General features: G+C 70.3%; 23 protein-coding genes. 15 read left to right on the top strand and 8 right to left on the bottom strand.

Annotation, left to right across the window (positions count from 1 at the left end; translation table 11 throughout):
- Positions 1–96 precede the first annotated feature (96 nt).
- The gene (locus tag ACFVQG_RS13035) at positions 97–2493 is read left to right on the top strand and encodes a heavy metal translocating P-type ATPase (protein WP_383380604.1); all 2397 of its coding nucleotides are present in this window, start codon (positions 97–99) and stop codon (positions 2491–2493) included.
- 269 nt (positions 2494–2762) lie between these two features.
- On the opposite strand, the gene ACFVQG_RS13030 is transcribed toward ACFVQG_RS13035, so the two are convergent.
- Together ACFVQG_RS13030 and ACFVQG_RS13025 are read right to left on the bottom strand one after the other, a co-directional pair.
- The gene (locus ACFVQG_RS13030; RefSeq protein WP_383380602.1) at positions 2763–4052 is read right to left on the bottom strand and encodes a citrate synthase; all 1290 of its coding nucleotides are present in this window, start codon (positions 4050–4052) and stop codon (positions 2763–2765) included.
- Positions 4053–4230: 178 nt separating this feature from the next.
- Positions 4231–6528, bottom strand: coding sequence for an ATP-dependent RecD-like DNA helicase (locus ACFVQG_RS13025; RefSeq protein WP_383380598.1), 2298 nt, complete (start codon positions 6526–6528; stop codon positions 4231–4233).
- A 53-nt stretch (positions 6529–6581) separates the two neighbouring features.
- On the opposite strand from ACFVQG_RS13025, the gene ACFVQG_RS13020 reads away from it, so the two are divergent.
- From ACFVQG_RS13020 to ACFVQG_RS12970, 11 genes are all read left to right on the top strand, one after another.
- Entirely contained in the window at positions 6582–7493 is a 912-nt protein-coding gene (locus ACFVQG_RS13020; protein ID WP_383381716.1) for a ribokinase, read from the top strand.
- A 389-nt stretch (positions 7494–7882) separates the two neighbouring features.
- On the top strand, positions 7883–8158 hold the full coding sequence (locus tag ACFVQG_RS13015) for a gas vesicle protein (protein WP_383380595.1): 276 nt from the start codon (positions 7883–7885) through the stop codon (positions 8156–8158).
- A 33-nt stretch (positions 8159–8191) separates the two neighbouring features.
- Positions 8192–8653 carry a gas vesicle protein GvpJ gene (gene gvpJ, locus ACFVQG_RS13010; protein ID WP_383381713.1) on the top strand — a complete coding sequence of 154 codons (462 nt, stop codon included), beginning with the start codon at positions 8192–8194 and terminating at the stop codon, positions 8651–8653.
- Positions 8654–8660: 7 nt separating this feature from the next.
- Positions 8661–9374, top strand: a complete 714-nt coding sequence (locus ACFVQG_RS13005) for a GvpL/GvpF family gas vesicle protein (RefSeq protein WP_383380592.1) — start codon at positions 8661–8663, stop codon at positions 9372–9374.
- 14 nt (positions 9375–9388) lie between these two features.
- Positions 9389–9652, top strand: coding sequence for a gas vesicle protein GvpG (locus ACFVQG_RS13000; protein ID WP_383380589.1), 264 nt, complete (start codon positions 9389–9391; stop codon positions 9650–9652).
- A 28-nt stretch (positions 9653–9680) separates the two neighbouring features.
- On the top strand, positions 9681–10145 hold the full coding sequence (locus tag ACFVQG_RS12995) for a hypothetical protein (RefSeq protein WP_383380586.1): 465 nt from the start codon (positions 9681–9683) through the stop codon (positions 10143–10145).
- Positions 10138–11154 carry an SRPBCC family protein gene (locus ACFVQG_RS12990; RefSeq protein WP_383380583.1) on the top strand — a complete coding sequence of 339 codons (1017 nt, stop codon included), beginning with the start codon at positions 10138–10140 and terminating at the stop codon, positions 11152–11154. The genes ACFVQG_RS12995 and ACFVQG_RS12990 overlap by 8 nt, the downstream gene beginning before the upstream one ends.
- Positions 11151–11507 (top strand): gas vesicle protein, encoded by a 357-nt coding sequence (locus tag ACFVQG_RS12985; RefSeq protein WP_383380581.1) that lies wholly within the window; start codon positions 11151–11153, stop codon positions 11505–11507. The genes ACFVQG_RS12990 and ACFVQG_RS12985 overlap by 4 nt, the downstream gene beginning before the upstream one ends.
- Complete coding sequence (locus tag ACFVQG_RS12980) at positions 11504–12301, top strand: GvpL/GvpF family gas vesicle protein (protein ID WP_383380578.1); 798 nt, start codon at positions 11504–11506, stop codon at positions 12299–12301. Before ACFVQG_RS12985 ends, ACFVQG_RS12980 begins: the two co-directional genes overlap by 4 nt.
- Complete coding sequence (locus ACFVQG_RS12975; RefSeq protein ID WP_383380574.1) at positions 12298–12573, top strand: gas vesicle protein; 276 nt, start codon at positions 12298–12300, stop codon at positions 12571–12573. Before ACFVQG_RS12980 ends, ACFVQG_RS12975 begins: the two co-directional genes overlap by 4 nt.
- Positions 12557–12940, top strand: a complete 384-nt coding sequence (locus tag ACFVQG_RS12970; RefSeq protein ID WP_383380571.1) for a gas vesicle protein K — start codon at positions 12557–12559, stop codon at positions 12938–12940. The genes ACFVQG_RS12975 and ACFVQG_RS12970 overlap by 17 nt, the downstream gene beginning before the upstream one ends.
- Positions 12941–12979: 39 nt before the next feature.
- Here the strand turns inward: ACFVQG_RS12970 and ACFVQG_RS12965 are convergent, their stop codons facing one another.
- The 3 genes from ACFVQG_RS12965 to ACFVQG_RS12955 are packed head-to-tail and all read right to left on the bottom strand — an operon-like array spanning position 12980 to position 16118.
- Positions 12980–13780 carry a sugar phosphate isomerase/epimerase family protein gene (locus ACFVQG_RS12965; RefSeq protein ID WP_383381710.1) on the bottom strand — a complete coding sequence of 267 codons (801 nt, stop codon included), beginning with the start codon at positions 13778–13780 and terminating at the stop codon, positions 12980–12982.
- 38 nt (positions 13781–13818) lie between these two features.
- Positions 13819–14970, bottom strand: a complete 1152-nt coding sequence (locus ACFVQG_RS12960) for a dihydrodipicolinate synthase family protein (RefSeq protein WP_383380568.1) — start codon at positions 14968–14970, stop codon at positions 13819–13821.
- Entirely contained in the window at positions 14967–16118 is a 1152-nt protein-coding gene (locus ACFVQG_RS12955; protein ID WP_383380565.1) for a Gfo/Idh/MocA family protein, read from the bottom strand. The genes ACFVQG_RS12960 and ACFVQG_RS12955 overlap by 4 nt, the downstream gene beginning before the upstream one ends.
- A 316-nt stretch (positions 16119–16434) precedes the next feature.
- Between ACFVQG_RS12955 and ACFVQG_RS12950 the strand changes: the two genes are divergently transcribed.
- Positions 16435–17481, top strand: coding sequence for a LacI family DNA-binding transcriptional regulator (locus ACFVQG_RS12950; protein WP_383380562.1), 1047 nt, complete (start codon positions 16435–16437; stop codon positions 17479–17481).
- Between the two features lie 361 nt (positions 17482–17842).
- Here the strand turns inward: ACFVQG_RS12950 and ACFVQG_RS12945 are convergent, their stop codons facing one another.
- The 3 genes from ACFVQG_RS12945 to mmsA all read right to left on the bottom strand — a co-directional run bounded on the left by ACFVQG_RS12945 (position 17843) and on the right by mmsA (position 21918).
- Positions 17843–18952, bottom strand: coding sequence for a substrate-binding domain-containing protein (locus ACFVQG_RS12945; RefSeq protein ID WP_383380559.1), 1110 nt, complete (start codon positions 18950–18952; stop codon positions 17843–17845).
- A 150-nt stretch (positions 18953–19102) separates the two neighbouring features.
- Entirely contained in the window at positions 19103–20401 is a 1299-nt protein-coding gene (gene mmsB / locus ACFVQG_RS12940; RefSeq protein ID WP_383380556.1) for a multiple monosaccharide ABC transporter permease, read from the bottom strand.
- Positions 20398–21918, bottom strand: coding sequence for a multiple monosaccharide ABC transporter ATP-binding protein (mmsA, locus tag ACFVQG_RS12935; protein WP_383381707.1), 1521 nt, complete (start codon positions 21916–21918; stop codon positions 20398–20400). The genes mmsB and mmsA overlap by 4 nt, the downstream gene beginning before the upstream one ends.
- 205 nt (positions 21919–22123) lie before the next feature.
- On the opposite strand from mmsA, the gene ACFVQG_RS12930 reads away from it, so the two are divergent.
- On the top strand, positions 22124–23389 hold the full coding sequence (locus tag ACFVQG_RS12930) for an ROK family transcriptional regulator (protein WP_383380553.1): 1266 nt from the start codon (positions 22124–22126) through the stop codon (positions 23387–23389).
- Positions 23390–23674: 285 nt separating this feature from the next.
- The gene (locus ACFVQG_RS12925; RefSeq protein ID WP_383380550.1) at positions 23675–24610 is read left to right on the top strand and encodes a GNAT family N-acetyltransferase; all 936 of its coding nucleotides are present in this window, start codon (positions 23675–23677) and stop codon (positions 24608–24610) included.
- Positions 24611–24620 lie beyond the last annotated feature (10 nt).

The following is a 24620-nucleotide window of genomic DNA, read 5'->3' as shown; positions in this document are numbered from 1 at the left end:
CGCTACCCGGCGGACCAGCACACCCCCTCGCAACGGCACCGGGCCGTACCCGTCGCCCCGCACCCGTACGGCCCGGCCCTCCTCTGGAGCCCGGGCATGACCAGCAGCACCAGCACCACCACCGCGGCCGACTCCGGCATAGCCGCCCCGGCCACCGCTCCGACCGCCGAGATCGAGCTGCTCATCGGCGGGATGACCTGCGCCTCCTGCGCGGCCCGCATCGAGAAGAAGCTCAACCGCATGGACGGTGTCACGGCCACCGTCAACTACGCGACGGAGAAGGCCCGGGTCAGTTACCCGGCCGGAACCGAGGTCTCCGACCTGATCGCCACCGTCGTCAAGACGGGGTACACCGCCGAGGAGCCCGCGCCGCCCCGGCCGGAGGCCGAGGAGCGGGAAGAAGGGGCGGACGACCCCGAACTCGAGACCCTGCGGCACCGGCTGCTGGTCTCCGTCGCGCTCGCCCTGCCCGTGATTTTGCTCGCGATGGTCCCCGCACTCCAGTTCGACAACTGGCAGTGGCTCTCCCTCACGCTCGCCGCCCCGGCCGTCGTCTGGGGCGGCTGGCCCTTCCACAAGGCCGCCTGGACCAACGTCCGGCACGCCGCGGCCACCATGGACACGCTGGTGTCGGTGGGCACGCTGGCCGCGTTCGGCTGGTCGCTGTGGGCGCTGTTCCTCGGCGACGCGGGCATGCCCGGCATGCGGCACGGCTTCGACCTCACCGTCTCCCGTACGGACGGCTCCTCGACGATCTATCTGGAGGTCGCCGCCGGAGTCACCGCGTTCCTGCTCCTGGGCCGCTATCTGGAGGCCCGCTCGAAGCGCCGCGCGGGCGCCGCGCTGCGGGCGCTGATGGAGCTGGGCGCCAGGGACGTGGCCGTGCTGCGGGGCGGGCGGGAAGTGCGGATCCCGGTCACCGAGCTGGCCGTCGGGGACCGGTTCGTCGTCCGCCCCGGCGAGAAGATCGCCACCGACGGCACCGTGACCGAGGGTGCCTCCGCCGTCGACGCGTCGATGCTCACCGGCGAGTCCGTGCCGGTGGACGTGACCGTCGGGGACGCCGTGACCGGCGCGACCGTGAACGCCGGGGGCCGACTGGTCGTCGAGGCCACCCGGGTCGGCGCGGACACCCAGCTCGCGCGGATGGCCAAGCTGGTGGAGGACGCGCAGAGCGGCAAGGCCGAGGTGCAGCGGCTCGCGGACCGGGTCTCCGCCGTCTTCGTACCGGTGGTGCTGCTGATCGCGACCGCCACCTTCGGCGTCTGGCTGGGCAGCACCGGGGACGCCGTCGCCGCGTTCACCGCCGCCGTCGCCGTACTGATCATCGCCTGCCCGTGCGCCCTGGGCCTGGCCACCCCGACCGCGCTGCTGGTCGGCACCGGCCGCGGCGCCCAGCTCGGCATCCTGATCAAGGGCCCGGAGGTGCTGGAGTCCACCCGCCGCGTCGACACCGTCGTCCTCGACAAGACCGGCACCGTCACCACCGGCCGGATGACCCTCCAGGAGGTGTACGCCGCCGGGGACACCGACGAGACGGAGGTGCTGCGGCTCGCGGGCGCCCTGGAGCACGCCTCCGAGCACCCCGTCGCCCGCGCGGTGGCCGTGGGCGCCGAGAAGCGGGTCGGCGCGCTGCCGCGGGCCGAGGAGTTCGAGAACGTGCCGGGGAAGGGCGTACGCGGGCGCGTGGAGGGCCGCGAGGTCGTCGTGGGGCGACTCTTCGACGAGGTCCCCGAGGAGCTGGCCCAGGCGCGGGAGCGCGCCGAGCGGGCGGGCCGTACGGCCGTGCTGGTGGGCTGGGACGGGGCCGCGCGGGGGGTCGTCGCCGTCGCGGACGCGGTCAAGGAGACCAGCGCCGAGGCCGTCGCCCGGTTGACGGCGCTCGGGCTGCGGCCCGTCCTCCTCACGGGTGACAACAGGACCGTCGCCGAGGCGGTGGCCGCCGAGGTCGGCATCGGTGAGGTGATCGCCGAGGTGCTGCCGGAGGACAAGGTCGACGCCGTACGGCGGTTGCAGCGCGAGGGGCGGGTCGTCGCCATGGTCGGCGACGGGGTGAACGACGCCGCCGCGCTCGCCCAGGCCGACCTCGGGCTCGCGATGGGCACCGGGACGGACGCGGCGATCGAGGCGGGCGACCTGACGCTGGTGCGCGGGGACCTGCGGGCGGCGGCGGACGCGATCCGGCTGTCCCGGCAAGGCTCGCGCATCTTCCTTACGCTTGAGCCCCGTTCACGGAACCGGGTCTCTTGCGCACCTAACAGGACAAATGCAAGAGACGCAGATCACAGTGATGTGAACGTAACCATCGAAGGGGTTCGAAGGTCTAAGTTGGCGATGTCAGGCAGCGTCTTGGGGGGCGTTGGCTGGCATCTGGGGATGTCTTGGGGGACTTTCCCAGAGATTGCGTTGCCGGGGCACGTACAACCGGGGAGCTTTGAGCGGCCCTCCCAGCGTGCGTTGTCCCGGCAGATCGCACATGCACAACAGCGGTAGAGCAAGACAGCGATTCAGGCGCTGGTTCTCACAGGCGCCCGGCCGGATCCCGTGGGGGGAATCCGCACCGGGACATGGGAAGGCGCCCTGGTCGTCGGCCCGTGGGGGGACTGACGCACCGGGGCGCCTTCTGCTGTCTCAGCGCTCCTGAAAGGCGGTCTCAGCTAGCGCTCCTGAAAAGGCCGTCTCAGCTAGCGCTCCTGAAAAGGCCGTCTCAGCTAGCGCTCCTGGACGGCCGTCTCAGCGCGTCCGGACGGACCCGACCGCCCTCAACGCGCCTCGACCGGCACGAAGTCGCGCTCGACGACGCCCGTGTAGATCTGGCGCGGGCGGCCGATGCGGGAGCCCGGCTCCTTGATCATCTCGTGCCACTGGGCGATCCAGCCCGGCAGGCGGCCGAGGGCGAACAGGACCGTGAACATCTCGGTCGGGAAGCCCATGGCCCGGTAGATCAGACCGGTGTAGAAGTCGACGTTCGGGTAGAGGCTGCGCGAGACGAAGTAGTCGTCGGAGAGCGCGTGCTCCTCCAGCTTCAGCGCGATGTCCAGCAGCTCGTCGGACTTGCCGAGCGCGGAGAGGACGTCGTGCGCCGCCGCCTTGATGATCTTGGCGCGCGGGTCGAAGTTCTTGTAGACCCGGTGGCCGAAGCCCATCAGCCGGACGCCGTCCTCCTTGTTCTTCACCTTGCGGATGAAGGAGTCGACGTCGCCGCCCGCGTCGCGGATGCCCTCCAGCATCTCCAGGACGGACTGGTTGGCGCCGCCGTGCAGCGGGCCCCACAGCGCGTTGATGCCAGCCGAGATCGAGGCGAACATGTTCGCCTGCGAGGAGCCGACCAGGCGGACGGTGGAGGTGGAGCAGTTCTGCTCGTGGTCGGCGTGCAGGATCAGCAGCTTGTCCAGCGCGGAGACGACGACCGGGTCCAGGTCGTACTCCTGCGCGGGGACCGAGAAGGTCATGCGCAGGAAGTTCTCGACGTACCCGAGGTCGTTGCGCGGGTAGACGAACGGGTGGCCGACCGACTTCTTGTACGCGTAGGCCGCGATCGTCGGGAGCTTGGCGAGCAGCCGGATCGTGGAGAGGTTGCGCTGCTGCTCGTCGAACGGGTTGTGGCTGTCCTGGTAGAAGGTGGACAGCGCGGAGACGACCGACGACAGCATGGCCATCGGGTGGGCGTCGCGGGGGAAGCCCCGGTAGAAGTTCTTGACGTCCTCGTGCAGCAGGGTGTGCTGCGTGATGTCGTTCTTGAAGCCGGACAGCTCGTCGACGGTCGGCAGCTCACCGTTGATCAGCAGGTAGGCCACTTCGAGGAAGGTGGAGCGTTCGGCCAGCTGCTCGATCGGGTAGCCCCGGTACCGCAGGATGCCCGCCTCGCCGTCGAGGTAGGTGACGGCCGATTTATACGCGGCGGTGTTGCCGTAGCCGCTGTCCAGGGTCACCAGACCGGTCTGGGCCCGCAGCTTTCCGATGTCGAAGCCCTTGTCCCCGACCGTGCTATCGATCACCGGGTAGGTGTACTCGCCGCCGTCGTACCGCAGTACTACAGAGTTGTCGCTCACGTCTTCCCTCACCGACGTAGTGCCTCATCTTCGAGGTGCCCTGACTGTCTCTACCATCCCCCATTTGGCTCAGGAGAGTGCACTCGGGGTCGACCATTGGGCTTATTGGCGGCACTCAGTGCCGCCAACTTGCTCATCCTGCCCGCTCACTTCCCCATCCGGAAGTGGTCTGTGACCTTCACGACTCGTTTGATCGATCATTTTTTGGCGGCAGGCGCTCACCACGGGGCGCGAGGCGGTGGTCGAGCGCCGTGCAGCGCCGCCCCGCAGACACCGTGCGCACCGCCTGGCCGATCGCCTTGCGCGACCCGACCAGGACGACCAGCCGCTTGGCCCGGGTGACCGCGGTGTAGAGCAGATTGCGCTGCAGCATCATCCAGGCGCCGGTGGTCACCGGGATGACGACCGCCGGGTACTCACTGCCCTGCGAGCGGTGGATGGTCACCGCGTACGCGTGTGCCAGTTCGTCCAGCTCGTCGAACTCGTACGGAACCTCCTCGTCCTCGTCCGTCAGCACCGTCAGCCGCTGCTCGACCGGGTCGAGCGAGGTGACCACGCCCACGGTGCCGTTGAAGACCCCGTTCTTGCCCTTCTCGTAATTGTTGCGAATCTGGGTGACCTTGTCGCCGACGCGGAACACCCGGCCGCCCAGCCGCCGTTCGGGAAGGTCCGGGCGGCCCGGAGTGATGGCCTGCTGGAGCAGGCCGTTCAGGGCGCCCGCACCGGCCGGTCCCCGGTGCATCGGGGCCAGGACCTGCACGTCCCGGCGCGGGTCTAGGCCGAACTTCGCCGGGATGCGGCGAGCCGCCACGTCCACCGTCAGCCGCCCCGCCTCCTCGGTGTCGTCCTCCACGAACAGGAAGAAGTCCTTCATGCCGTCGGTCACCGGATGCCGCCCCGCGTTGATCCGGTGGGCGTTCGTCACCACGCCGGACTGCTGGGCCTGGCGGAACACGCGCGTGAGCCGCACCGCCGGGATCGGGCCGCCGTCGGCGAGCAGATCGCGCAGCACCTCGCCCGCGCCGACGCTGGGCAACTGGTCGACGTCCCCGACGAAGAGCAGGTGGGCGCCCGGCGGCACCGCCTTGACCAGCTTGTTGGCCAGCAGCAGATCCAGCATGGAGGCCTCGTCGACCACCACCAGATCGGCGTCCAGGGGGCGGTCCTTGTCGTACGCCGCGTCACCGCCCGGCTTCAGCTCCAGCAGCCGGTGGACGGTGGAGGCCTCGGCGCCGGTCAGCTCCGCGAGCCGCTTGGCGGCCCGGCCGGTGGGGGCGGCCAGGACGACCTTCGCCTTCTTCGCGCGGGCCAGCTCCACGATCGAGCGGACCGTGAAGGACTTGCCGCAGCCCGGACCACCGGTGAGGACGGCGACCTTCTCGGTCAGCGCCAGCCGGACGGCGGCCTGCTGCTCGGGCGCCAGCTCCACGCCGGTACGGCCCTTCAGCCAGGTCAGCGCCCTGTCCCAGGCGACGTCCCGGAAGCCGGGCATACGGTCGTCCTCGGTGCGCAGCAGGCGCAGCAACTGGGCGGAGAGGGAGAGTTCGGCGCGGTGGAAGGGGACCAGGTAGACGGCGGTGACGGGCTCCGGGGAGCCGTCGGGGCCGGGCACCTGTTCGCGTACGACGCCGGGGTCCCCGCCGTCCTCGTCGGGCGTCGCCAGTTCGGCGAGGCACTCGATGACCAGGCCGGTGTCGACCTGGAGCAGCTTGACCGCGTCGGCGATCAGGCGCTCCTCCGGGAGGTAGCAGTGGCCCTGGTCGGTGGACTGCGACAGCGCGTACTGCAACCCCGCCTTGACGCGCTCCGGGCTGTCGTGCGGGATGCCCACGGACTGGGCGATCTTGTCGGCGGTGAGGAAGCCGATGCCCCAGACGTCGGCGGCCAGCCGGTACGGCTGGTTCTTGACGACGGAGATGGACGCGTCGCCGTACTTCTTGTAGATGCGCACCGCGATGGAGGTGGACACCTCCACGGTCTGCAGGAACAGCATCACCTCCTTGATCGCCTTCTGCTCCTCCCAGGCGTCGGCGATCTTCTTGGTCCGCTTGGGGCCGAGCCCCGGGACCTCGATCAGCCGCTGGGGCTCCTCCTCGATGATCTTCAGGGTGTCCAGCCCGAAGTGCTGGGTGATGCGGTCGGCGAAGACCGGTCCGATGCCCTTGACCAGGCCCGATCCGAGGTAGCGGCGGATGCCCTGGACGGTGGCCGGGAGGACGGTCGTGTAGTTCTCGACGGTGAACTGCTTGCCGTACTGCGGGTGGGAGCCCCAGCGGCCCTCCATCCGCAGCGACTCCCCGACCTGGGCGCCGAGCAGCGCGCCGACAACCGTGAGGAGGTCTCCGGCGCCGCGGCCGGTGTCGACCCGCGCGACCGTGTAGCCGTTCTCCTCGTTGGCGTAGGTGATCCGCTCCAGGACGCCTTCGAGGACGGCCAATCGCCGTTCCCCCTGCGCGTGCCCCGCCTCATTGGACATGATCCGACCGTAGCGGGTGCGACTGACAGCCATGTACGGAGATGAGGGTGCTGATGTACCACTACGACCTGCTGGTCGTGGGTTCGGCCAACGCCGACCTGGTGATCGCCGTCGAGCGGCGGCCGGACGCCGGGGAGACGGTGCTCGGCTCCGACCTGGCCGTCCACCCGGGCGGCAAGGGCGCCAACCAGGCCGTCGCCGCCGCCCGGCTGGGGGCGCGTACGGCGTTGCTGGCCAGGGTCGGCGCCGACGCGCACGGGGAACTGCTGCTGGACTCGCAGCGCGCCGCCGGGGTCGACACGGTGGGCGTGCTGGTGGGCGGGGCGCCGACCGGCGTCGCGCTGATCACGGTGGACCCGTCCGGGGACAACAGCATCGTGGTGTCGCCCGGCGCCAACGGCAGGCTCACCCCGGCCGACGTGCGCGCCGCGGCCAGCCTCTTCCACGCCTCCCGGGTCGTCTCGGCGCAGTTGGAGATCCCGCTGGAGACGGTCGTGGAGGTGGTCCGGAGCCTGGCGCCCGACAGCCGGTTCGTGCTGAACCCGTCGCCGCCCCGGCCGCTGCCCGGCGAGGTGCTGGCGGCCTGTGACCCGCTGATCGTCAACGAGCACGAGGCCCGGGTCATCCTCGGCGACGCCTGTGTCAGCGACGCGCCCGAGGACTGGGCGCGGCTGCTGCTGGCCAAGGGGCCGCGCTCGGTGGTCGTCACCCTGGGCGCGGAGGGCGCGCTCGTCGCGTCCCGGGAGGGGGTCGCGCGGGTGCCGTCGGTACGGGTGGACGTCGTGGACACCACCGGCGCGGGCGACGCGTTCACGGCGGCGCTGGCCTGGCGGCTGGGGGCGGGTGAGCCGCTCGCGCGGGCTGCCGCCTACGCGGCGCGGGTGGGGGCGGCGGCGGTGACGCGGGCGGGGGCGCAGGAGTCGTATCCGTCGGCTGGGGAGCTGGAGGAGTTGGGGTTGGGTTGAGCTGAGGGACTCCGCCGGGGCTGGCTGAAGAACTCCGCTGGGGTTTGCTGGGGAACTCCGCCGAGGCTGGCTGAGGAACTCCGCCGGGGTTGAGCTGAGGAACTCCGCCGAGGCTGCCTGAAAAACGCCATTCCCTGACGTTTTCGACGCTTCGACGCTTCGAGGGGGCCGGTCCGTCGACCGGCCCCCTCGCGTTCCCTCCCCTTTTCCCCTCCCCTTTTCGGGACCCCTCAAGATCCCCCCCGGAATCCCCTCCCGGAGTCCCGATGCCAAGTACGACCCACCGGCCGCCGGGAGGGTTGCACGGGTCCTCGCACTTTTTTGCCGCACGGTCCCCGTTGAGTGGCATATGCCATGGGCAAGGTCGATGATGGAGGGGGAGTGAGCACATGACGGAGCAGAAACGGGTCTCCGCTGCCGAGGCCATGCGAAGCGCGGCCGAGCAGCTCACCGAGTTGCTCGGCCGGGCCCCCGAGTCGGTCTCCGCGCTGAAGCCGACCGAGCAGGGCTGGGAGGCCGACGTCGAGGTCGTGGAGCTGGAGCGCATCCCGCAGACGAGCAGCGTGATGGCCAGCTACCAGGTCGTTCTCGACCCCACGGGCGCGCTGCTGGCATACGAGCGCGGACGCCGGTACACGCGCGCACAGGTCGACAGGAACCACTGACAGGGACAACCGTTAGGGGGCAGTGCCGTGACTGTGGTGCCGCAGGGCGAGGGCGGCGCCGTTTCCGCCGCCTCGGGCAGTTCGGGAACTCTGTACGACGTACTGGAACTCGTCCTCGACCGGGGACTGGTCATCGACGCGTTCGCGCGGGTGTCCCTGGTCGGCATCGAGCTGGTGAAGGTGGACGCCCGTGTCGTCGTCGCCAGCGTCGACACGTATCTGCGCTTCGCGGAGGCCTGCAACCGGCTGGACCTGGAGACGGGGCGCAAGGCCCCCGCCCAGTTGTCGGACATCGTCGGTGAGGCCACCGAGGGCGGGGCCCGGGGCAAGAGCAAGGGCGCGCTGACCGGCGCGGTCCAGGCGGTCACCGAGTCCCTCCAGAAGGGGCGCGAGGACGACGACGACCGCGAGAGGCGACGCCCCGAGCGCGAGAAGCAGCACACACGCGCGGAACGCGGCTCCGGCCGCCGTTCCTCCAGGGACCGGGAGGAGTGAGCGGCCGATGGCACTGTACGTCTACGGGATCACCAAGGCGTCGCACCCGCTGCGGCTGGACGGGCTCAAGGGCGTCGGCGAGGCGCCCACAAAGGTCCGTACGGTACGCAGCGGCGAGCTGTGCGCCGTGGTCAGTGACGCCCCCGAGCAACTGTCCCTCAGCCGCGACGCCCTGACGGCCCACCACGAGACGCAGGAGGCCCTGTGGGCCGACGGCGTCGTCCTCCCGCTGGGCTTCGGCTACGTCGCCCCCGACGAGGACGCCGTGCGCGCGGTGCTCGACGAGCGGGCCGAGCTGTTCGCCCAGCGCCTCGACGAACTCGTCGGGCGGGCCGAGTTCAACGTCAAGGGCGTCCAGGCCGAGGACGTGCTGCTGCGCGCCGTACTCACCGGGTCCGAGCAGGTCCGCACGCTCAACGAGGCGACCCGCGACGGCGGCGGGACGTACGAGGACCGGCTCGCGCTCGGCCAGCTCGTGGCCCAGGAGGTGCAGGTACGGCAGGAGGCGCTGGCCGGGGAGGTACTCGCCGCGCTGCGCCCGCTGACGCTGGCCGAGAAGGTCTCGCCGCCCTCACAGCAGTACTTCGTCAGCGCGTCCTTCCTGGTGGAGGGCGACCGCGCCGAGGAGTTCAGGCGCGCGGAGCACGAGGTGGCGGGGCGGCTCGGGGACGGCGTCGAACTGCGGCTGCGCGGGCCGTTGCCGCCGTACAGCTTCGCCTGACGAGGAGGCCCGGTGTGGGACTGGTCGTGGACATCCTGACCTTGCCGCTCGCCCCCTTCCGGGGCGTCGGCTGGGTGATCGACAAGGTGATCCAAGCCGCCGAGCAGGAGTACTACGACCCGGCTCCCGTGCAAGAGGCGCTGGTGACCCTGGAACGCGCGCGGGAGGAGGGGCAGATCGACGACGAGGAGTTCACTCGGCACGAGGAGGAGCTGTTGCGGCGTCTGGAGGAGATCAGGGTCTACCAGCTCCAGCGGGGCGCGCAGCCGGGTCTGTGAACTGGTACCGCGGAAAGAAGGCAGGATCATGGACAACGCCAAGATCGGCGCGGCCGTCCTCGGCGGCTATCTGCTGGGGCGGACCAAGAACGCCAAGCTCGCCATCGGCCTCGGCGCCCTGCTGGCCGGATCCCGGGTCCGGCCCGGACAGTTCGGCAAGGCCCTCGACTCCCCCTTCCTCAACGACATCACGCGGCAGTTGCGCACCGAGCTGACGGACGCGAGCCGGGCCGCGGCGACCTCCGTCCTCACGACGAAGGCCGACCACCTCGCCGACGCCCTGCACGACCGCACAGCGGGGCTGCGGGAGCAGACGCCGAAGCCGACGCAGGAGGAGGGTGAGCCGGAGAAGGAAACGGAGCCCGAGGAAGAGGCGCGAACGGAGGCTGAGCCGGAGGAGGAAGCACCCCGCCCCCGGAAGAAGACCACGGCCGCCTCCCCGAGCCGCTCCAGGCGTGCTGCCCCGAAGGCGAGGAGGCAGGGCGATGGCTGACAGCAAGCTGCGCGAACAGGTCCAGCAGAACCCGGGCACGGCCCATCTCAAGGAGGAGCTTCAGCAGTACATCGAGGCCCGTCTCCAGGTGATGCTGCAAGGAGTGGGCCAGCGGATGGGCTCCGGAGCGCGCCGCCTCGGAGAGGCACATCTGGGCGGACCGCACCTGAGCGACATGGTGAAGCGCAAGAACCTCGTCCCGACGGCCGCGTCCCACGCCAAGGACACCTTGCTGGACAAGGTCAAGGAGGTCACCGGGAAGCGGCACACCCAGGCCACCGAGGGCGGGGTCGGCAAGGGACACACCATCATCGAGGACGTCGACGTGGGTGTCCCCGTGCGGGAGGCGTACAACCAGTGGACGCAGTACCAGGAGTTCAGCCGCTTCGCCAAGGGTGTGGTCGACGTCCAGCAGAAGGACGACGCGTCCACCGAGTGGCAGGTCAAGGTGGCCAAGTCGAACCGCCGTTGGCACGCCACCATCACGGAGCAGGTGCCCGATGAGCGGATCGCCTGGACGTCCGAGGGGGAGAAGGGGACCACCAAGGGTGTGGTCACCTTCCACCCCCTCGGCGAGAACCTCACCAAGGTGCTGCTGGTCCTCCAGTACTTCCCCAAGGGAGTGTTCGAGAAGACCGGCGGCCTGGTGCGGGCCCAGGGCCGCCGCGCACGGCTCGATCTGAAGCTCTACCGCACGTTCGTGATGATGCGCGGCGAGGCCACCGGCGGCTGGCGCGGGGAGATCCGCGACGGGGAGGTGGTCCGGAAGCCGGAGGAGGTCGAAGCGGAGGACAAGGACTACGAGGAAGAGGAACAGGAAGAGGAAGAGACCGGGGAAGAGGCCGAGGCCGAGGACGAGGCCGGGGAAGAGGCCAAGGAAGAGGACGAGGCCGGGGAAGAAGCTCAGGACGAAGCCGAGGACGAAGCCGACTGGGAGGACGAGGAGGACGAAGAAGACGAGAACGGCGAACAGGATGACGACGAGGACGACGAGGAGGCCCCGCGGTGACCTCGTCCGACTCCCCCGCCCCGGTCCCCTCCCGCGCCGCCTACCCGTACGGCCAGTCCTCCAGCGCCAACCTCGCCGACATCCTCGAACGCGTCCTCGACAAGGGCATAGTCATCGTCGGCGACATCAAGATCAACCTGCTGGACATCGAACTGCTCACCATCAAGCTCCGCCTCCTGGTGGCATCGGTCGACAAGGCACGGGAGATCGGCATCGACTGGTGGGAGCACGACCCCGCGCTGTCCTCCCGCGCGGACGGCCGCCGCTCCCTGGAGGCGCAGAACAAGCGACTGCGCGCCGAGATACGGGAACTGCGCAGCCAGATCTCCGAGGACCAGGGCGAGGAGCCGTGACCGAGCGGCTGGCCTACGTCTACGCCGTCGTCCCGGCGTCGGCCGCATCCGACCGGCCCGGCGCACTCCCCGGCGTGGCGGGGGCGCCGGTCACCTTCGTCCGCTCCGGCGCGGTGGCCGCCGCGGTCGGCGCGGTGCCCGCGGCGGAGTTCTCCGAGGCGGCCCTGAAGTCGCGCCTGGAGGACCTGGAGTGGCTGGAGACCACCGCGCGGGCCCACCACGCCGTCATCGAGGCTCTGGCGGGACACAGCACCGTCCTGCCCCTGCGCCTGGCGACCGTGTACCTCGACGAGGCCCGGGTCGCGGAGATGCTCCGGGAACGCGAGGACGCCTTCGCCACGCTGCTCGACCGGTTCGCCGACCACCAGGAGTGGGGCGTGAAGGTGTACGCCGACACCGCCCCCGCCGCCGCTCCCCCACCGGTCCCGTCCACCGGTCCGGACGCCGGACGCGCGTATCTGCGCGGCCGTCGACGGGTGCGGCAGGAACGGGAGGACACCTGGCGGGCCGCCCAGGACGCCGTACGGCGCACGGAGGAACTCGCGCGGGGCGTCGCCGTGGAACGCGCCCGGCACCGCCCCCAGCAGGGCGACCTCGCGCGCGTGCCCGGCACTACCGGCGAGAACGTCGCCAACGACGCCTATCTCGTCCCGCGCCACCTCGCCGGGGAGTTCTACGACCGCATGCGGCACGCCGCCGACGGCCTGCCCGGGGTGCGGGTGGAGGTCACCGGCCCCTGGGCGCCGTACTCCTTCACCGCGCCCGGCGTGCGGGAGGGGGCGCCGCACCCATGACCGAACACGCCACCACCCCGGACCTGTACGACGACGACGGCCCCGTCTCCGGGCGGCAGGTCGCGCTGATCGACCTGCTCGACCGGCTGCTGAGCGGCGGGGTCGTGCTCACCGGCGATCTGGTGCTGTCGATCGCGGACATCGACCTGGTGCGGATCTCCCTGCGCGCGGTGATCGTCTCCGTCCGCGAGCAGGGGGACGAGCAGTGGACCTTCGTACCGCCGGACCGGACGCTCACGGAAGGCGACAGCGGCCGTGGCGAACCCGGCTGACCGGCTCCGGGAGGTCACCGACGCGGCCTCACGGGCGTTCTCGCTGCTGCCCGCCCGACCGGACGACCTGCCGGAATCACCGACCGGGCGGGGCGCCGCACACCGGCTGCGCACCGATCCGGACACGGTGGAACGGGACCTGGTCAAGCTGGTCCTGACCATCGTCGAGCTGTTGCGCCAGCTGATGGAGCGGCAGGCGCTGCACCGGGTCGACGAGGGCGGGCTGACGGAGGAGCAGGAGGAGCGGCTCGGGCTGACGCTGATGGTCCTGCACGACCGGATGGCCGAGCTGTGCGACCGCTACGGCCTCACCCTGGAGGACCTCAACCTCGACCTGGGACCGCTGGGCCCCCTGCTCCCGCCGTGAGAATCGATCAACGACCGCACAGGGGAATCGCTCAGCGGCTCACCGCATCACATGCTCCACGAAGCGCGCCGCCGTCTCCGCCAGCACCTCCCTCCCGTCCCGCGCCCACAGGGCATCGTTGAACAGTTCCACCTCGATCGCCCCGCCGTACCCGGCAGCCTCCGCATACCCCCGCCACTCGCGCATGTCGATCGAGCCGTCCCCGATCTGACCGCGGCCGTTGAGGACGCCCTCCGGCAACGGAGTGGTCCAGTCGGCCAGTTGGAAGGTGTGGATGCGACCCCCCGCGCCCGCGCGGGCGATCTGCTCCGGCGCCCGGTCGTCCCACCAGATGTGGTACGTGTCGACGGTCACGCCGACCTGGTGGGCGGGGAAGCGTTCGGCCAGGTCGAGGGCCTGGGTGAGGGTCGAGACGACACAGCGGTCCGCGGCGTACATGGGGTGCAGCGGCTCGATGGCCAGCCGTACCCCGTGGGACTCCGCGTAGGGGCCCAGCTCGGCCAGCGCGTCGGCGATGCGTTCCCGGGCGCCGTACAGGTCCTTGGAGCCGGGCGGGAGGCCGCCGGAGACCAGGACGAGGGTGTCGGTGCCCAGCGTCGCCGCCTCGTCGACGGCGCGGCGGTTGTCGGCGAGGGCACGCGCGCGTGCGTCGGCGTCGATGGCGGTGAGGAAGCCGCCGCGGCAGAGCGTGGTCACCGTCAGACCCGCGTCGCGGACGAGCTTGGCCGTCGCCTCGACGCCGTACGCCTGGACGGGTTCGCGCCACAGGCCGACGTTGCCGATGCCCGAGGTGGCGCAGGCGTCGACGAGTTCCGGCAGCGAGAGCTGCTTGACCGTCATCTGGTTGATGCTGAAGCGTGCGAGATCGTCGGGGTGGCTCACTGGTCGACTCCGTACAGCGCGAGCAGGTTCCGCATGCGTTCCTCGGCCAGGTCGGGGTCGGGGAACAGGCCCAGTCCGTCGGCGAGTTCGTAGGCGCGGGCGAGGTGGGGCAGGGAGCGGGCCGACTGGAGGCCGCCGACCATCGTGAAGTGGGACTGGTGGCCGGAGAGCCAGGCCAGGAAGACCACGCCCGTCTTGTAGAAGCGGGTGGGGGTCTGGAAGAGGTGCCGGGACAGCTCCACGGTGGGGTCGAGCAGGGCGCGGAAGCCCGCCACGTCCCCGGTGTCCAGGACCCGTACCGCCTCCGCCGCCAGCGGGCCGAGCGGGTCGAAGATGCCCAGCAGGGCGTGGCTGAAGCCGTGCTCGTCGCCCGCGATCAGCTCGGGGTAGTGGAAGTCGTCGCCGGTGTAGCAGCGCACGCCCTGGGGGAGGCGGCGGCGCAGGTCGATCTCGCGCTGGGCGTCCAGCAGGGAGACCTTGATGCCGTCGACCTTGTCGGGGTGGGCGGCGATGACCTCCAGGAAGGTGTCGGTGGCCGCGTCCAGGTCGGCGGAGCCCCAGTAGCCGTCCAGGGCCGGGTCGAACATGGGGCCGAGCCAGTGCAGGATCACGGGCTCGGTGGCCTGGCGCAGGAGGTGGCCGTAGACCTCCAGGTAGTCCTCGGGGCCGGACGCGGTGGCGGCCAGGGCGCGGGAGGCCATGAGGATGGCCTGCGCGCCCGCCTCCTCGACGACGGCGAGCTGCTCCTCGTATGCCGCCCGGATATTGGCGAGCGAACCGGCGGCGAGCTGGTCGGTGCCGACGCCGCAGGCGATCCGGCCGCCGACCGCCTTCGCCTCGGCGGCGCTGCGGCGGATCAGCTCGGCCGCGCCCGCCCAGTCCAGGCCCATGCCACGCTGGGCGGTGTCCATGGCCTCGGCCACGCCGAGCCCGTGGGACCACAGGTGGCGGCGGAAGGCGAGGGTGGCGTCCCAGTCGACGGCGGCGGGCGAGTCGGGCGAGACGTCGGCGCAGGGATCGGCGACGACGTGTGCGGCGGAGAAGACCGTGCGCGAGGTGAAGGCGCCTTCCGTGGTGAGGGCGAGGGGGGTGGCGCGGGGTTCGTAGGCGCGCGGTGTCCCGTCGGCGCCGGGGAGTCGGATGCTCACAGCGCGATCTCCGGTACGTCGATACGGCGGCCCTCGGCCGAGGACTTCAGGCCCAGCTCGGCGAGCTGGACGCCGCGGGCTCCAGCGAGCAGGTCCCAGTGGTAGGGGGCGTCGGCGTGGACGTGCTTGAGGAACAGCTCCCACTGGGCCTTGAAGCCGTTGTCGAAGTCGGCGTTGTCCGGGACCTCCTGCCACTGGTCGCGGAAGGCCTCGGTGGCGGGGATGTCGGGGTTCCACACCGGCTTGGGGGTGGCGCTGCGGTGCTGGACGCGGCAGTTGCGCAGGCCCGCGACGGCCGAGCCCTCGGTGCCGTCGACCTGGAACTCCACGAGTTCGTCGCGGTTGACGCGCACGGCCCAGGAGGAGTTGATCTGGGCGATGGCGCCGCCGTCGAGTTCGAAGATGCCGTAGGCGGCGTCGTCGGCGGTGGCGTCGTAGGGCTTGCCGTTCTCGTCCCAGCGCTGCGGGATGTGGGTGGTGGCGATGGCCTGGACGGACTTCACCCGGCCGAACAGCTCGTGCAGGACGTACTCCCAGTGCGGGAACATGTCGACGACGATGCCGCCGCCGTCCTCGGAGCGGTAGTTCCAGCTCGGGCGCTGGGCCGTCTGCCAGTCGCCCTCGAAGACCCAGTAGCCGAACTCGCCGCGCACGGACAGGATCCGCCCGAAGAAGCCGCCGTCGATGAGCCGCTTGAGCTTGAGCAGGCCGGGGAGAAAGAGCTTGTCCTGGACGACGCCGTGCTTGACGCCCTTCTCGCGCGCGAGGCGGGCGAGTTCGAGGGCGCCCGCGAGGCCGGTGGCGGTGGGCTTCTCGGTGTAGATGTGCTTGCCCGCCGCGATCGCCTTCCTGAGGGCGTCCTCGCGGGCGGAGGTGACCTGGGCGTCGAAGTAGATGTCGACGGTGGGGTCCGCGAGGACCGCGTCGAGGTCCGTGGAGACATGCTCCAGACCGTGCCGCTCAGCAAGCGCGTTCAGCGCGTGCTCACGGCGGCCGAGAAGGATGGGTTCCGGCCACAGCACGGTGCCGTCGCCGAGGTCGAGGCCGCCCTGTTCGCGCAGGGCGAGGATGGAGCGGACCAGGTGTTGGCGGTAGCCCATGCGCCCGGTCACACCGTTCATGGCGATACGCACCGTCTTGCGTGTCACGTCATTCCCTTCGTACGCGGTCCGCGCGCCGCGTACGCCCGGCCGCCACCGGGGGCCGGTGCGCGGTGATGAGCTGTGCAGCAAGCGTATGCAGCAAGCGCTTTCTATCGCTTCAGAAGCTAGCCTCTGAACTGCGGTTGGACAAGACCACTGCGAAGGCGAGTTGTTCGAAGGGTCGAACAACTCGACTCCTTGGCCGTAAGGTCGGCAGCGGAACCGTGGCCGGGGGGCCTGATGTGTACAAGGGCGTACGCCCGCGGCCTGGTCCCGGGTCTGTACAAGGGCGTACGACGAGGCGCGACCGGAGGACGAGGACATGACGGTGACCCTGGCGGACGTGGCGGCCCGCGCACAGGTCTCGCCCGCGACGGTGTCGCGCGTGCTGAACGGCAACTACCCTGTCGCCGCTTCCACCCGGGAACGGGTGCTCAAGGCGGTCGACGAACTCGACTACGTCCTCAACGGCCCGGCGAGCGCCCTCGCCGCGGCCACCTCCGACCTGGTCGGCATCCTGGTCAACGACATCGCCGACCCGTTCTTCGGGATCATGGCCGGGGCGATCCAGTCGGAGATCGGCGGACCCGGCGGGCGGGCGGGCGGCGAGAGACTCGCCGTCGTCTGCAACACCGGCGGCTCGCCGGAGCGCGAGCTGACCTACCTCACCCTGCTCCAGCGGCAGCGGGCCGCGGCGGTGGTGCTGACCGGCGGTGCCATCGAGGACGCGGCGCACGTGGCGGCGGTGGCGGCGAAGCTGCGCAGGCTGGACGACGCCGGGACGCGTGTGGTGCTGTGCGGACGGCCGCCCGCGCCCGACACCGGGGCCATCGCCCTGACCTTCGACAACCGCGGCGGCGCCCGGCAGCTCACCGAGCACCTCATCGGCCTCGGCCACCGGCGGCTCGGCTACATCGCGGGCCCCGAGGAGCGCACCACCACCCGGCACCGCCTGGAGGGCCACCGCGAGGCGCTGGCCGCGGCCGGGATCGCGGAGGACCCGCGCTGGACCGTGCACGGCCGCTACGACCGCCGCTCCGGCTACGAGGCCACACTGGAGCTGTTGCGCCGGGACCCGTCCCTGACCGCCGTAGTCGCCGCGAACGACTCCGTCGCGCTGGGCGCGTGCGCGGCGCTGCGGGAGTCCGGGCGGCGCATTCCCGACGACGTCTCCGTGGCCGGGTTCGACGATCTGCCGTTCAGCATCGACGCGGTCCCCGCCCTCACCACCGTACGGCTGCCCCTCGCGGGGGCGGGGGCGCGGGCCGGGCGGATCGCCATGGGGCGGGAGGAACCGCCGCCGGGCGGGATCGCCACGGTGCGGGGGGAGTTGATGGTGCGGGGGTCCTCCGGGGCGCCGCGGTCGTGACGGCTCCGGTGGGTTACTGACGTGCGCTCCCGGGGCTTCGCCCCGCCGTTCAGCGCACTCGTGGCCGGAACGGACGTGGAACCGCCTGGAAACGCCCAACTCCCCGAGAAGTCCCGCAACTTCTCGGGGAGCGGCAGACGGCTCCGGGTCGGTGAGGTGGTGGCCCGGCTCGGTCGTCGCGCTCCGGGGTCAGGTACGGAGTGCGGCGGCCGGGAGGGTGCCGTCTGCCGGTCTGTGGGGTGAGGGCGGTGGGGCCGACCTGGCCCGGGCCGGTCAGGTGGGCGGGTCAGGTCGGCCGGTTCCGGTGGGTCCCGAGCCCCGAGGAGGGTGGTCTGGGGGCCCGGGACGCCCTGGTGCGGCGCTACTTGGTGAGCGGCGCCAGCTTGCTGTCGTTGGCGTAGGCCTCGGCAGCGTTCTCCTTGGTCACGATGATCGGCTCAAGGAGGTAGGACGGGACGACCTTGACGCCGTTGTCGTACGACTTGGTGTCGTTGATCTCCGGCTCGTCGCCCTTCTGGAGCGCCTTGACCATGTCGATGGTCCCGGTGACCAGCTTGCGGGTGTCCTTGTTGATGGTGGAGTACTGCTCACCGGCCATGATCGACTTGACCGACTCGACCTCGGAGTCCTGGCCGGTGACGACCGGGACGTCCTTGCCCGCGCCCTTGACCGAGGTGATGATCGCGCGCGCCAGGGTGTCGTTCGGCGAGAGCACGCCGTCGAGCTGCTTCTTGCCGCTGTAGGTCGAGTTCAGCAGGGCGTCCATCCGCTGCTGGGCGTTCTCGGCCTTCCAGGCCTGGGTCGCGGTCTGCTTGATGTCGGTCTGGCCGGAGCCGACAACGATGTCTCCCTTGTCGATCAAGGGCTGGAGCACGTCCATGGCACCGTCGAAGAACACCTTCGAGTTGTTGTCGTCCGGGGAGCCGGAGAACAGCTCGATGGTCCAGGGACCCTTCTTGTCCTTGGCCTTCATGCCGTCGATCAGGGCCTGGCCCTGCAGCTGGCCGACCTTGAAGTTGTCGAACGCGATGTAGTAGTCGACGTCCTTCGTGTTGGTGATCAGCCGGTCGTACGCGATGACGGTCGCGCCCGCCTCCTTGGCCTGCGCCACCTGGGTGGCGAGCTGCGAGGCGTCGGTCGCGCCGACCACGATGACCTTCGCGCCCTTGGTGACCATGGCGGATATCTGCGCCTGCTGGTCCGCGACGGTGGTGGAGGCGCCCGCGTACTGGACGTCCCCCTTGAAGCCCGCCTCCTTCAGACCCTCGGTGAACAGGTTGCCCGCGAGCACCCAGTTCTCCGAGGTCTTCGACGGCAGCGCGACACCGATGAGGGAGTCCTGCGCGAAGCCCTTGTCGGAGGAGGAGTCGGCCGAGGTGGAGCCCTCACGCTCGTTGGAGCAGGCCGTGCCCAGGGTGAGGAGTGCGGCAGCGCCGACCGTAGCAACGGCTCTGGTGATGAGTCTGCGCATGGGAGTTGTGCCCTTCTTGCCATGTGGTGCTGAGATGCGCCGCGGAGTGTGGCGCGGGGTGGGGAGCGAGCTGGCGGCAGCCCGCGAGCGGTGGCCCTTGCCGGTCGTCGACCGGGGTCGGCCTGAGACCCGTGGTCGGGTGACGACTGCTCAGGTGGCGACCGGGGCCTTCTGGGGATCGGAGGCCGTACTCGTGGGTTCGGCCGGTGCCGCCGGTTCCTCCCGACGGAACGGACGCGAGAGCGTTCCGATGATCGAGAACCGTCCCTGGCTCTTGCTGTAGACGTCGAACGCGACGGCGAGGAGGAGGACCAGACCCTTGATCATCTGGACCCGGTCCGAGCCGACGCCCTCGAGCTGGAGGCCGTTGTTGAGCAGGGCCATGACCAGACCACCGACGATCGAGCCGCTGATGGTGCCAAGGCCGCCCGAGACCGCCGCGCCGCCGATGAAGACGGCCGCGATGGCGTCGAGTTCCCAGCTCAGTCCGTCCTGCGGCCCGGAGGCCGTGGACCGCGCCACGAAGATCATTCCGGCCAGGGCGGCCAGGACGGACATGTTCGTCATGACGAGGAAGTTGACCCGCCGGAGCTTCACACCGGACAGCTCGGCCGCCCGGGAGTTGCCGCCCACGGCGTAGATGTGGCGACCGCCGATGGTGTTGTTGGTGTAGTGCGAGTACGCCAGCACCAGGACGATCAGGATGATGCCGGAGATCGGCAGGCTGGTGCCGACCCGGCCGCCCGCGAAGCGCAGCGTCGCGAAGACGATGACGCCCAGCATGATCGCGAGACGGATGCCGTTGACCCACAGCGGGGCCACCTCGGCGTTCATCTCCTGCCGGGTCTGACGCCCCTTCCACTCCCGCCAGACCACGGCGGCGCAGGCCACCAGACCGAGCAGCAGGGTCAGGTTGTTGAAGCCGGTCTCCGGGCCGACCTCGGGCAGGAAGCCCGCGCCGATCTCGCGGAAGCCCTCGGGGACCGGGATGGTGTCGGCGTTGCCGATGAACTGGTTGCCGCCGCGGAACAGCAGCATCCCGGCCAGGGTCACGATGAACGCCGGTATCCCGACGTAGGCCACCCAGAAGCCCTGCCAGGCTCCGATCGCCAGGCCGACGAGCAGCCCGAGCAGGATGCCCAGCGGCCAGGGGAGGTCGTACTCCTGCATCGCCTTGGCGACGACGATGCCGGTGAACGCCGCGACCGAGCCGACCGAGAGGTCGATGTGTCCCGCCACGATCACCATCAGCATGCCGATGGCGAGGATCAGGATGTACGAGTACTGGCTGACGACCGCGATGAGGTTGCTGGAGGTCAGGGTGAGGCCGCCGGTCCAGATCTGGAAGAGCAGGACGATCGCCACGAGGGTGAAGATCATGCCGAACTGGCGGGCGTTGGACTGGGAACCCCCGAAGAGGTTCTTCTGCAGCTCTTTGAATCTGCTCATGAGGTCGGGCTCTTCTTCATTGCGGTCATCTGCTTCATCAGGAGTTCCGGATCGGCGTCGCCGCGCGCGACCTCGCCGGTGATGGTGCCTTCGAACACCGTGTAGATGCGGTCACACAGGCCAATCAGCTCGGGCAGCTCCGACGAGATGACGATCACGCCCTTGCCCTGGTCCACGAGGCGGTGGATGATCCCGTAGATCTCGTACTTGGCCCCCACGTCGATGCCGCGCGTGGGCTCGTCGAGGATCAGCAGGTCCGGGTCGGTGAACATCCACTTCGCCAGGACGACCTTCTGCTGGTTGCCGCCGGACAGCTTGAGCACGCCCTCGTCGACTGTCGGGGTCTTGATCCGCAGGCTCTTGCGGTAGTCGTCGGCGATCCGGTGCTCACGCACCCGGTCCACGACACCGCGCTTGCTGATCTTCTTCAGCTTGGCCGCGACCGTGGAGGTCTTGATGTCGTCCAGCAGGTTGAGACCGATGGACTTACGGTCCTCGCTGACGTACGCCATCCCGTGGCCGATGGCGTCCGACACCGTCTTGACCTGGATCTCCCTGCCGTCCTTGAAGACCCGGCCGGACAGGTACCTGCCGTAGGAGCGGCCGAACAGGCTCATGGCGAGTTCGGTGCGACCGGCTCCCATCAGACCCGCGAAGCCGACGATCTCACCGCGCCGGACCTGGAAGCCCGACCCCTTGCAGACCAGCCGGTCCTCGGCGGTGGGGTGCCGCACCGTCCAGTCCCGCACCTCGAAGAAGACCTCTCCGATGTCGGGGGTGTGCTCGGGGAACCGGCTGCTCAGTTCCCGCCCGACCATGCCACGCACGATGCGGTCCTCGTCGACCTCGTCGCCCTTGACGTCGAGGCTCTCGATGGTCTGGCCGTCACGGATGATCGTGATGGTGTCGGCGACCGCTTCGATCTCGTTGAGCTTGTGGGATATCATGATCAAAGTGATGCCGCGCGACCTGAATCCGCGGAGCAGATCGAGCAGATGGCGGGAGTCGGCCTCGTTGAGGGCCGCGGTCGGCTCGTCCAGGATGAGCAGCCGCACATCCTTGGCGAACGCCTTGGCGATCTCCACGAGCTGCTGCTTGCCGACACCGATGTCCTTGATCAGCGTGTCGGGGTCCTCGTCGAGGCCGACCTGCCGCATCAGTTCCAGGGCCCGGCGGCGCGCGAACTTCCAGTCGATGGCGCCGTGCTTGCGGGGTTCGTTGCCGAGGAAGATGTTCTCGGTGATCGACATGCCCGGTACGAGGGCCAGTTCCTGGTGGATGATCGCGATACCGGCGTGCTCACTGGCCCGGATGTCGCCGAACCGGACGCGCTCGCCCTGGTAGACGATCTCGCCGGTGTAGCTGCCGTACGGGTAGACCCCGCTCAGCACCTTCATGAGCGTGGACTTGCCAGCACCGTTCTCCCCGCAGATGGCGTGGATCTCGCCCTGCCGCACGACGAGGTTCACGTCGTCGAGGGCTTTGACCCCGGGGAAGGTCTTGGTGATCGACTGCATCTCCAGCAGGATCGGGCTCCCGCTCACGACGGGGACCCCGCTCTGGGTGCGCCGTGGTGACCACGCGGCACCGGGCGATCGGGAATGCGGCATTGGGTGGACATCAGCTTGCCTCCGTTGGCAACTACGCGGTGCCTCATGTCCGCGCTGGAAACTGGTCCGGACGTTAAGTTCATTTGTTTTACTAAGTCAAGCGCGAGGCGAGGTGGACCAGCGGGAGAGGGCACCAGTGCAGCAATCCGGTACAAACCTGCCGAAAGTCGGGCGATACAACCAGGCGGTCGTACTTGACCAGATCCAGCGGTCCGACGGCATCAGCCGGGTGGAGATCGCGGCGCACACGGGCCTCACACCACAGACCGTGTCGGGCATCGTGCGGCGTCTGATCAACCAGGGGATCGTGCGGGAGGAGGGCTCGAGCCGGGCCTCCGGAAGCGGCAAACCGCGCACCGGACTGCGGGTCAACGCCGCCGCCCGCAGCGCGGTCGGGCTCCACTTCGACGCCGCCCAGCTCGCCTGCGCCGTGCTCGACCTGCTCGGCCGCCCCCTGGTCATCAGAAGACGGCCCACTCCCCCGGGCTCCGATGCCACCCAAGTCGTCGCCGCCATGGCGGAGTTGACGGACGCCGCGCTGACCGAGGCGGACGTCCCACGGGACCGCGTCCTCGGCCTGGGCCTCGCCACGCCGGGGCCGCTCGACCAGGAACTCGGCATGGTCGCCGCCCCGCCGAGCCTCGCCCATCTGGACCGGATCCCTTTGCAGCACATGCTCGCCGAGGCCACCGGCATGCCGGTCACCCTGGACAACGACGCGACCGCCGCCGCCATCGGCGAACGCTGGTCCGGCGCGGGCCGGGGCGTGGCGAACTTCGCCTACTTCTTCTTCGGCACCGGCATCGGCGGCGGCCTCATCCTCAACCACCAGGTGTATCGCGGTGGTTCACTGAACGCCGGGGAGTTCGGCCACCTGTCCGTACGGCCCGACGGACCGGAGTGCTACTGCGGCAACCGGGGCTGCCTGGAGATGTTCGCCAGCCCGTCGGCGATCGTGGGCCAGACGCGGCGGCGACTGGCCGGACAGCCCGGCAGTTCTTCGCTCTCGCAAACGTTCGCAGAGGATCCGGCGTCCGTCGACCACGCCGCGATCCGGCGCGCCGCCGCGGCCGGGGACCCGGTCGCCGTCGCGGTGATCGACGAGGCCGCGGCGCAGGTCGCCACGGTGGCCTCAAGTGTGGCCAATCTGCTGGACGTTGACCTGATCGTGCTCGGCGGCCACGGCATCGGGCACGTGGAGTCGCGGTACGTGGACGTCGTCGCGTCCGCGCTCGCCACCAGGCCGGTGTCCCGCCACATCCGGGTCGTCGACATCACCGCGTCCCCGCACGGCGCGGACGCGGCGCCGGTGGGGAGCGCGGCCCTCGTGCTGCACTCGGCGTACTCGCCGCAGCTGTCGGCGCTCCTCGCGGACTGACGAATTTCAGCCATCCGCAGGCCGTAACACCCGGGATCGCCTCCACTGGAGAGCCCCTCGAAGGGAAGGGCCACAGGTCCCTAATCAGGTCCCCTATTCGTTCATTACTTGAACACATAGAGCGCGTCGAAGCATCCCATGCATTCAAATCATAAATATACCTGTGACGGAAAACACACTGCTTTCGGGTCGGGCATGGACGGAAAGCAGAGGGCGGCCTAGGCTTGCCGCCGAATAACCTCTGACTGAGTCAACTATCCAAGGGTCTGGGACCGGGGGCCGTTCATGACCGTCCAGGACATCCGCTCCTTCAACCGCTTCTACACCAACGTCATCGGCGCCCTCGACTACGGCCGCCATCTGTACGCCCCGTACACCCTCACCGAGTCGCGGGTGCTGTACGAGCTGGCGCACGCCCCGCAGACCGACGCCGCCGATCTGCGGGGTCAGCTGCATCTGGACGCCGGTTATCTGAGCCGTATCCTCAACCGCTTCGAGCAGGACGGGCTGATCGAGCGCGGGCCCTCGGAGAAGGACCCGCGCCGACGCCGGATCAGCCTCACCGGCGCGGGCCGTGAGACCGCCGCGCGGCTGGACGAGCGGGCCCGGGAGACGGTCGGCGCGCTGCTGGCCACCGTGGCGCCCGCCGACCGCCCCCGCCTCTCCGAGGCCCTGAGCACGGTCCGGGAGATCCTCGGCGACGACAGCCGCGCGCCCCGCCCCGAGGACGTGCTGCTGCGTGAGCCCGGCCCCGGCGACCTCGGCTGGATCGTGCAGCGCAACGCCGCGGTCTACGCCGCCGAGTACGGCTGGAACGCCGACTACGAGGGGCTCGTCGCCCGGATCGTCGCCGACTTCGCCGAGGACCACGACCCGCACCTGGAGCGGGCGTGGATCGCGGAGCTGGACGGGCGGCCGGTGGGCTGCGTGATGTGCGTACGGGACGACGCGCCCGCGACCGCGCGGCTGCGCCTGCTCCTGGTCGAGCCCGACGCCCGCGGCCTGCGCATCGGCGACCGGCTGGTCACGGCGGTGATCGACTTCGCGCGCGGCGTCGGCTACCGCGACCTGACCCTGTGGACGAACGACGTGCTGTCGGCCGCCCGCCGCGTCTACCAGCGCCATGGATTCGTCCTGGTCGCGGAGAAGCCCCACCGCTCCTTCGGCAAGGATCTGATGGGCCAGGACTGGCGCCTCGCGCTGCGCCCGGCGCCGGAGTGACGAGTAGGGT

Source organism: Streptomyces sp. NPDC057877 (assembly GCF_042796855.1).
Taxonomy (GTDB): domain Bacteria; phylum Actinomycetota; class Actinomycetes; order Streptomycetales; family Streptomycetaceae; genus Streptomyces.
Note: the sequence above shows the minus strand (reverse complement) of the source record. Positions and strands in the feature narration are given on the sequence as shown.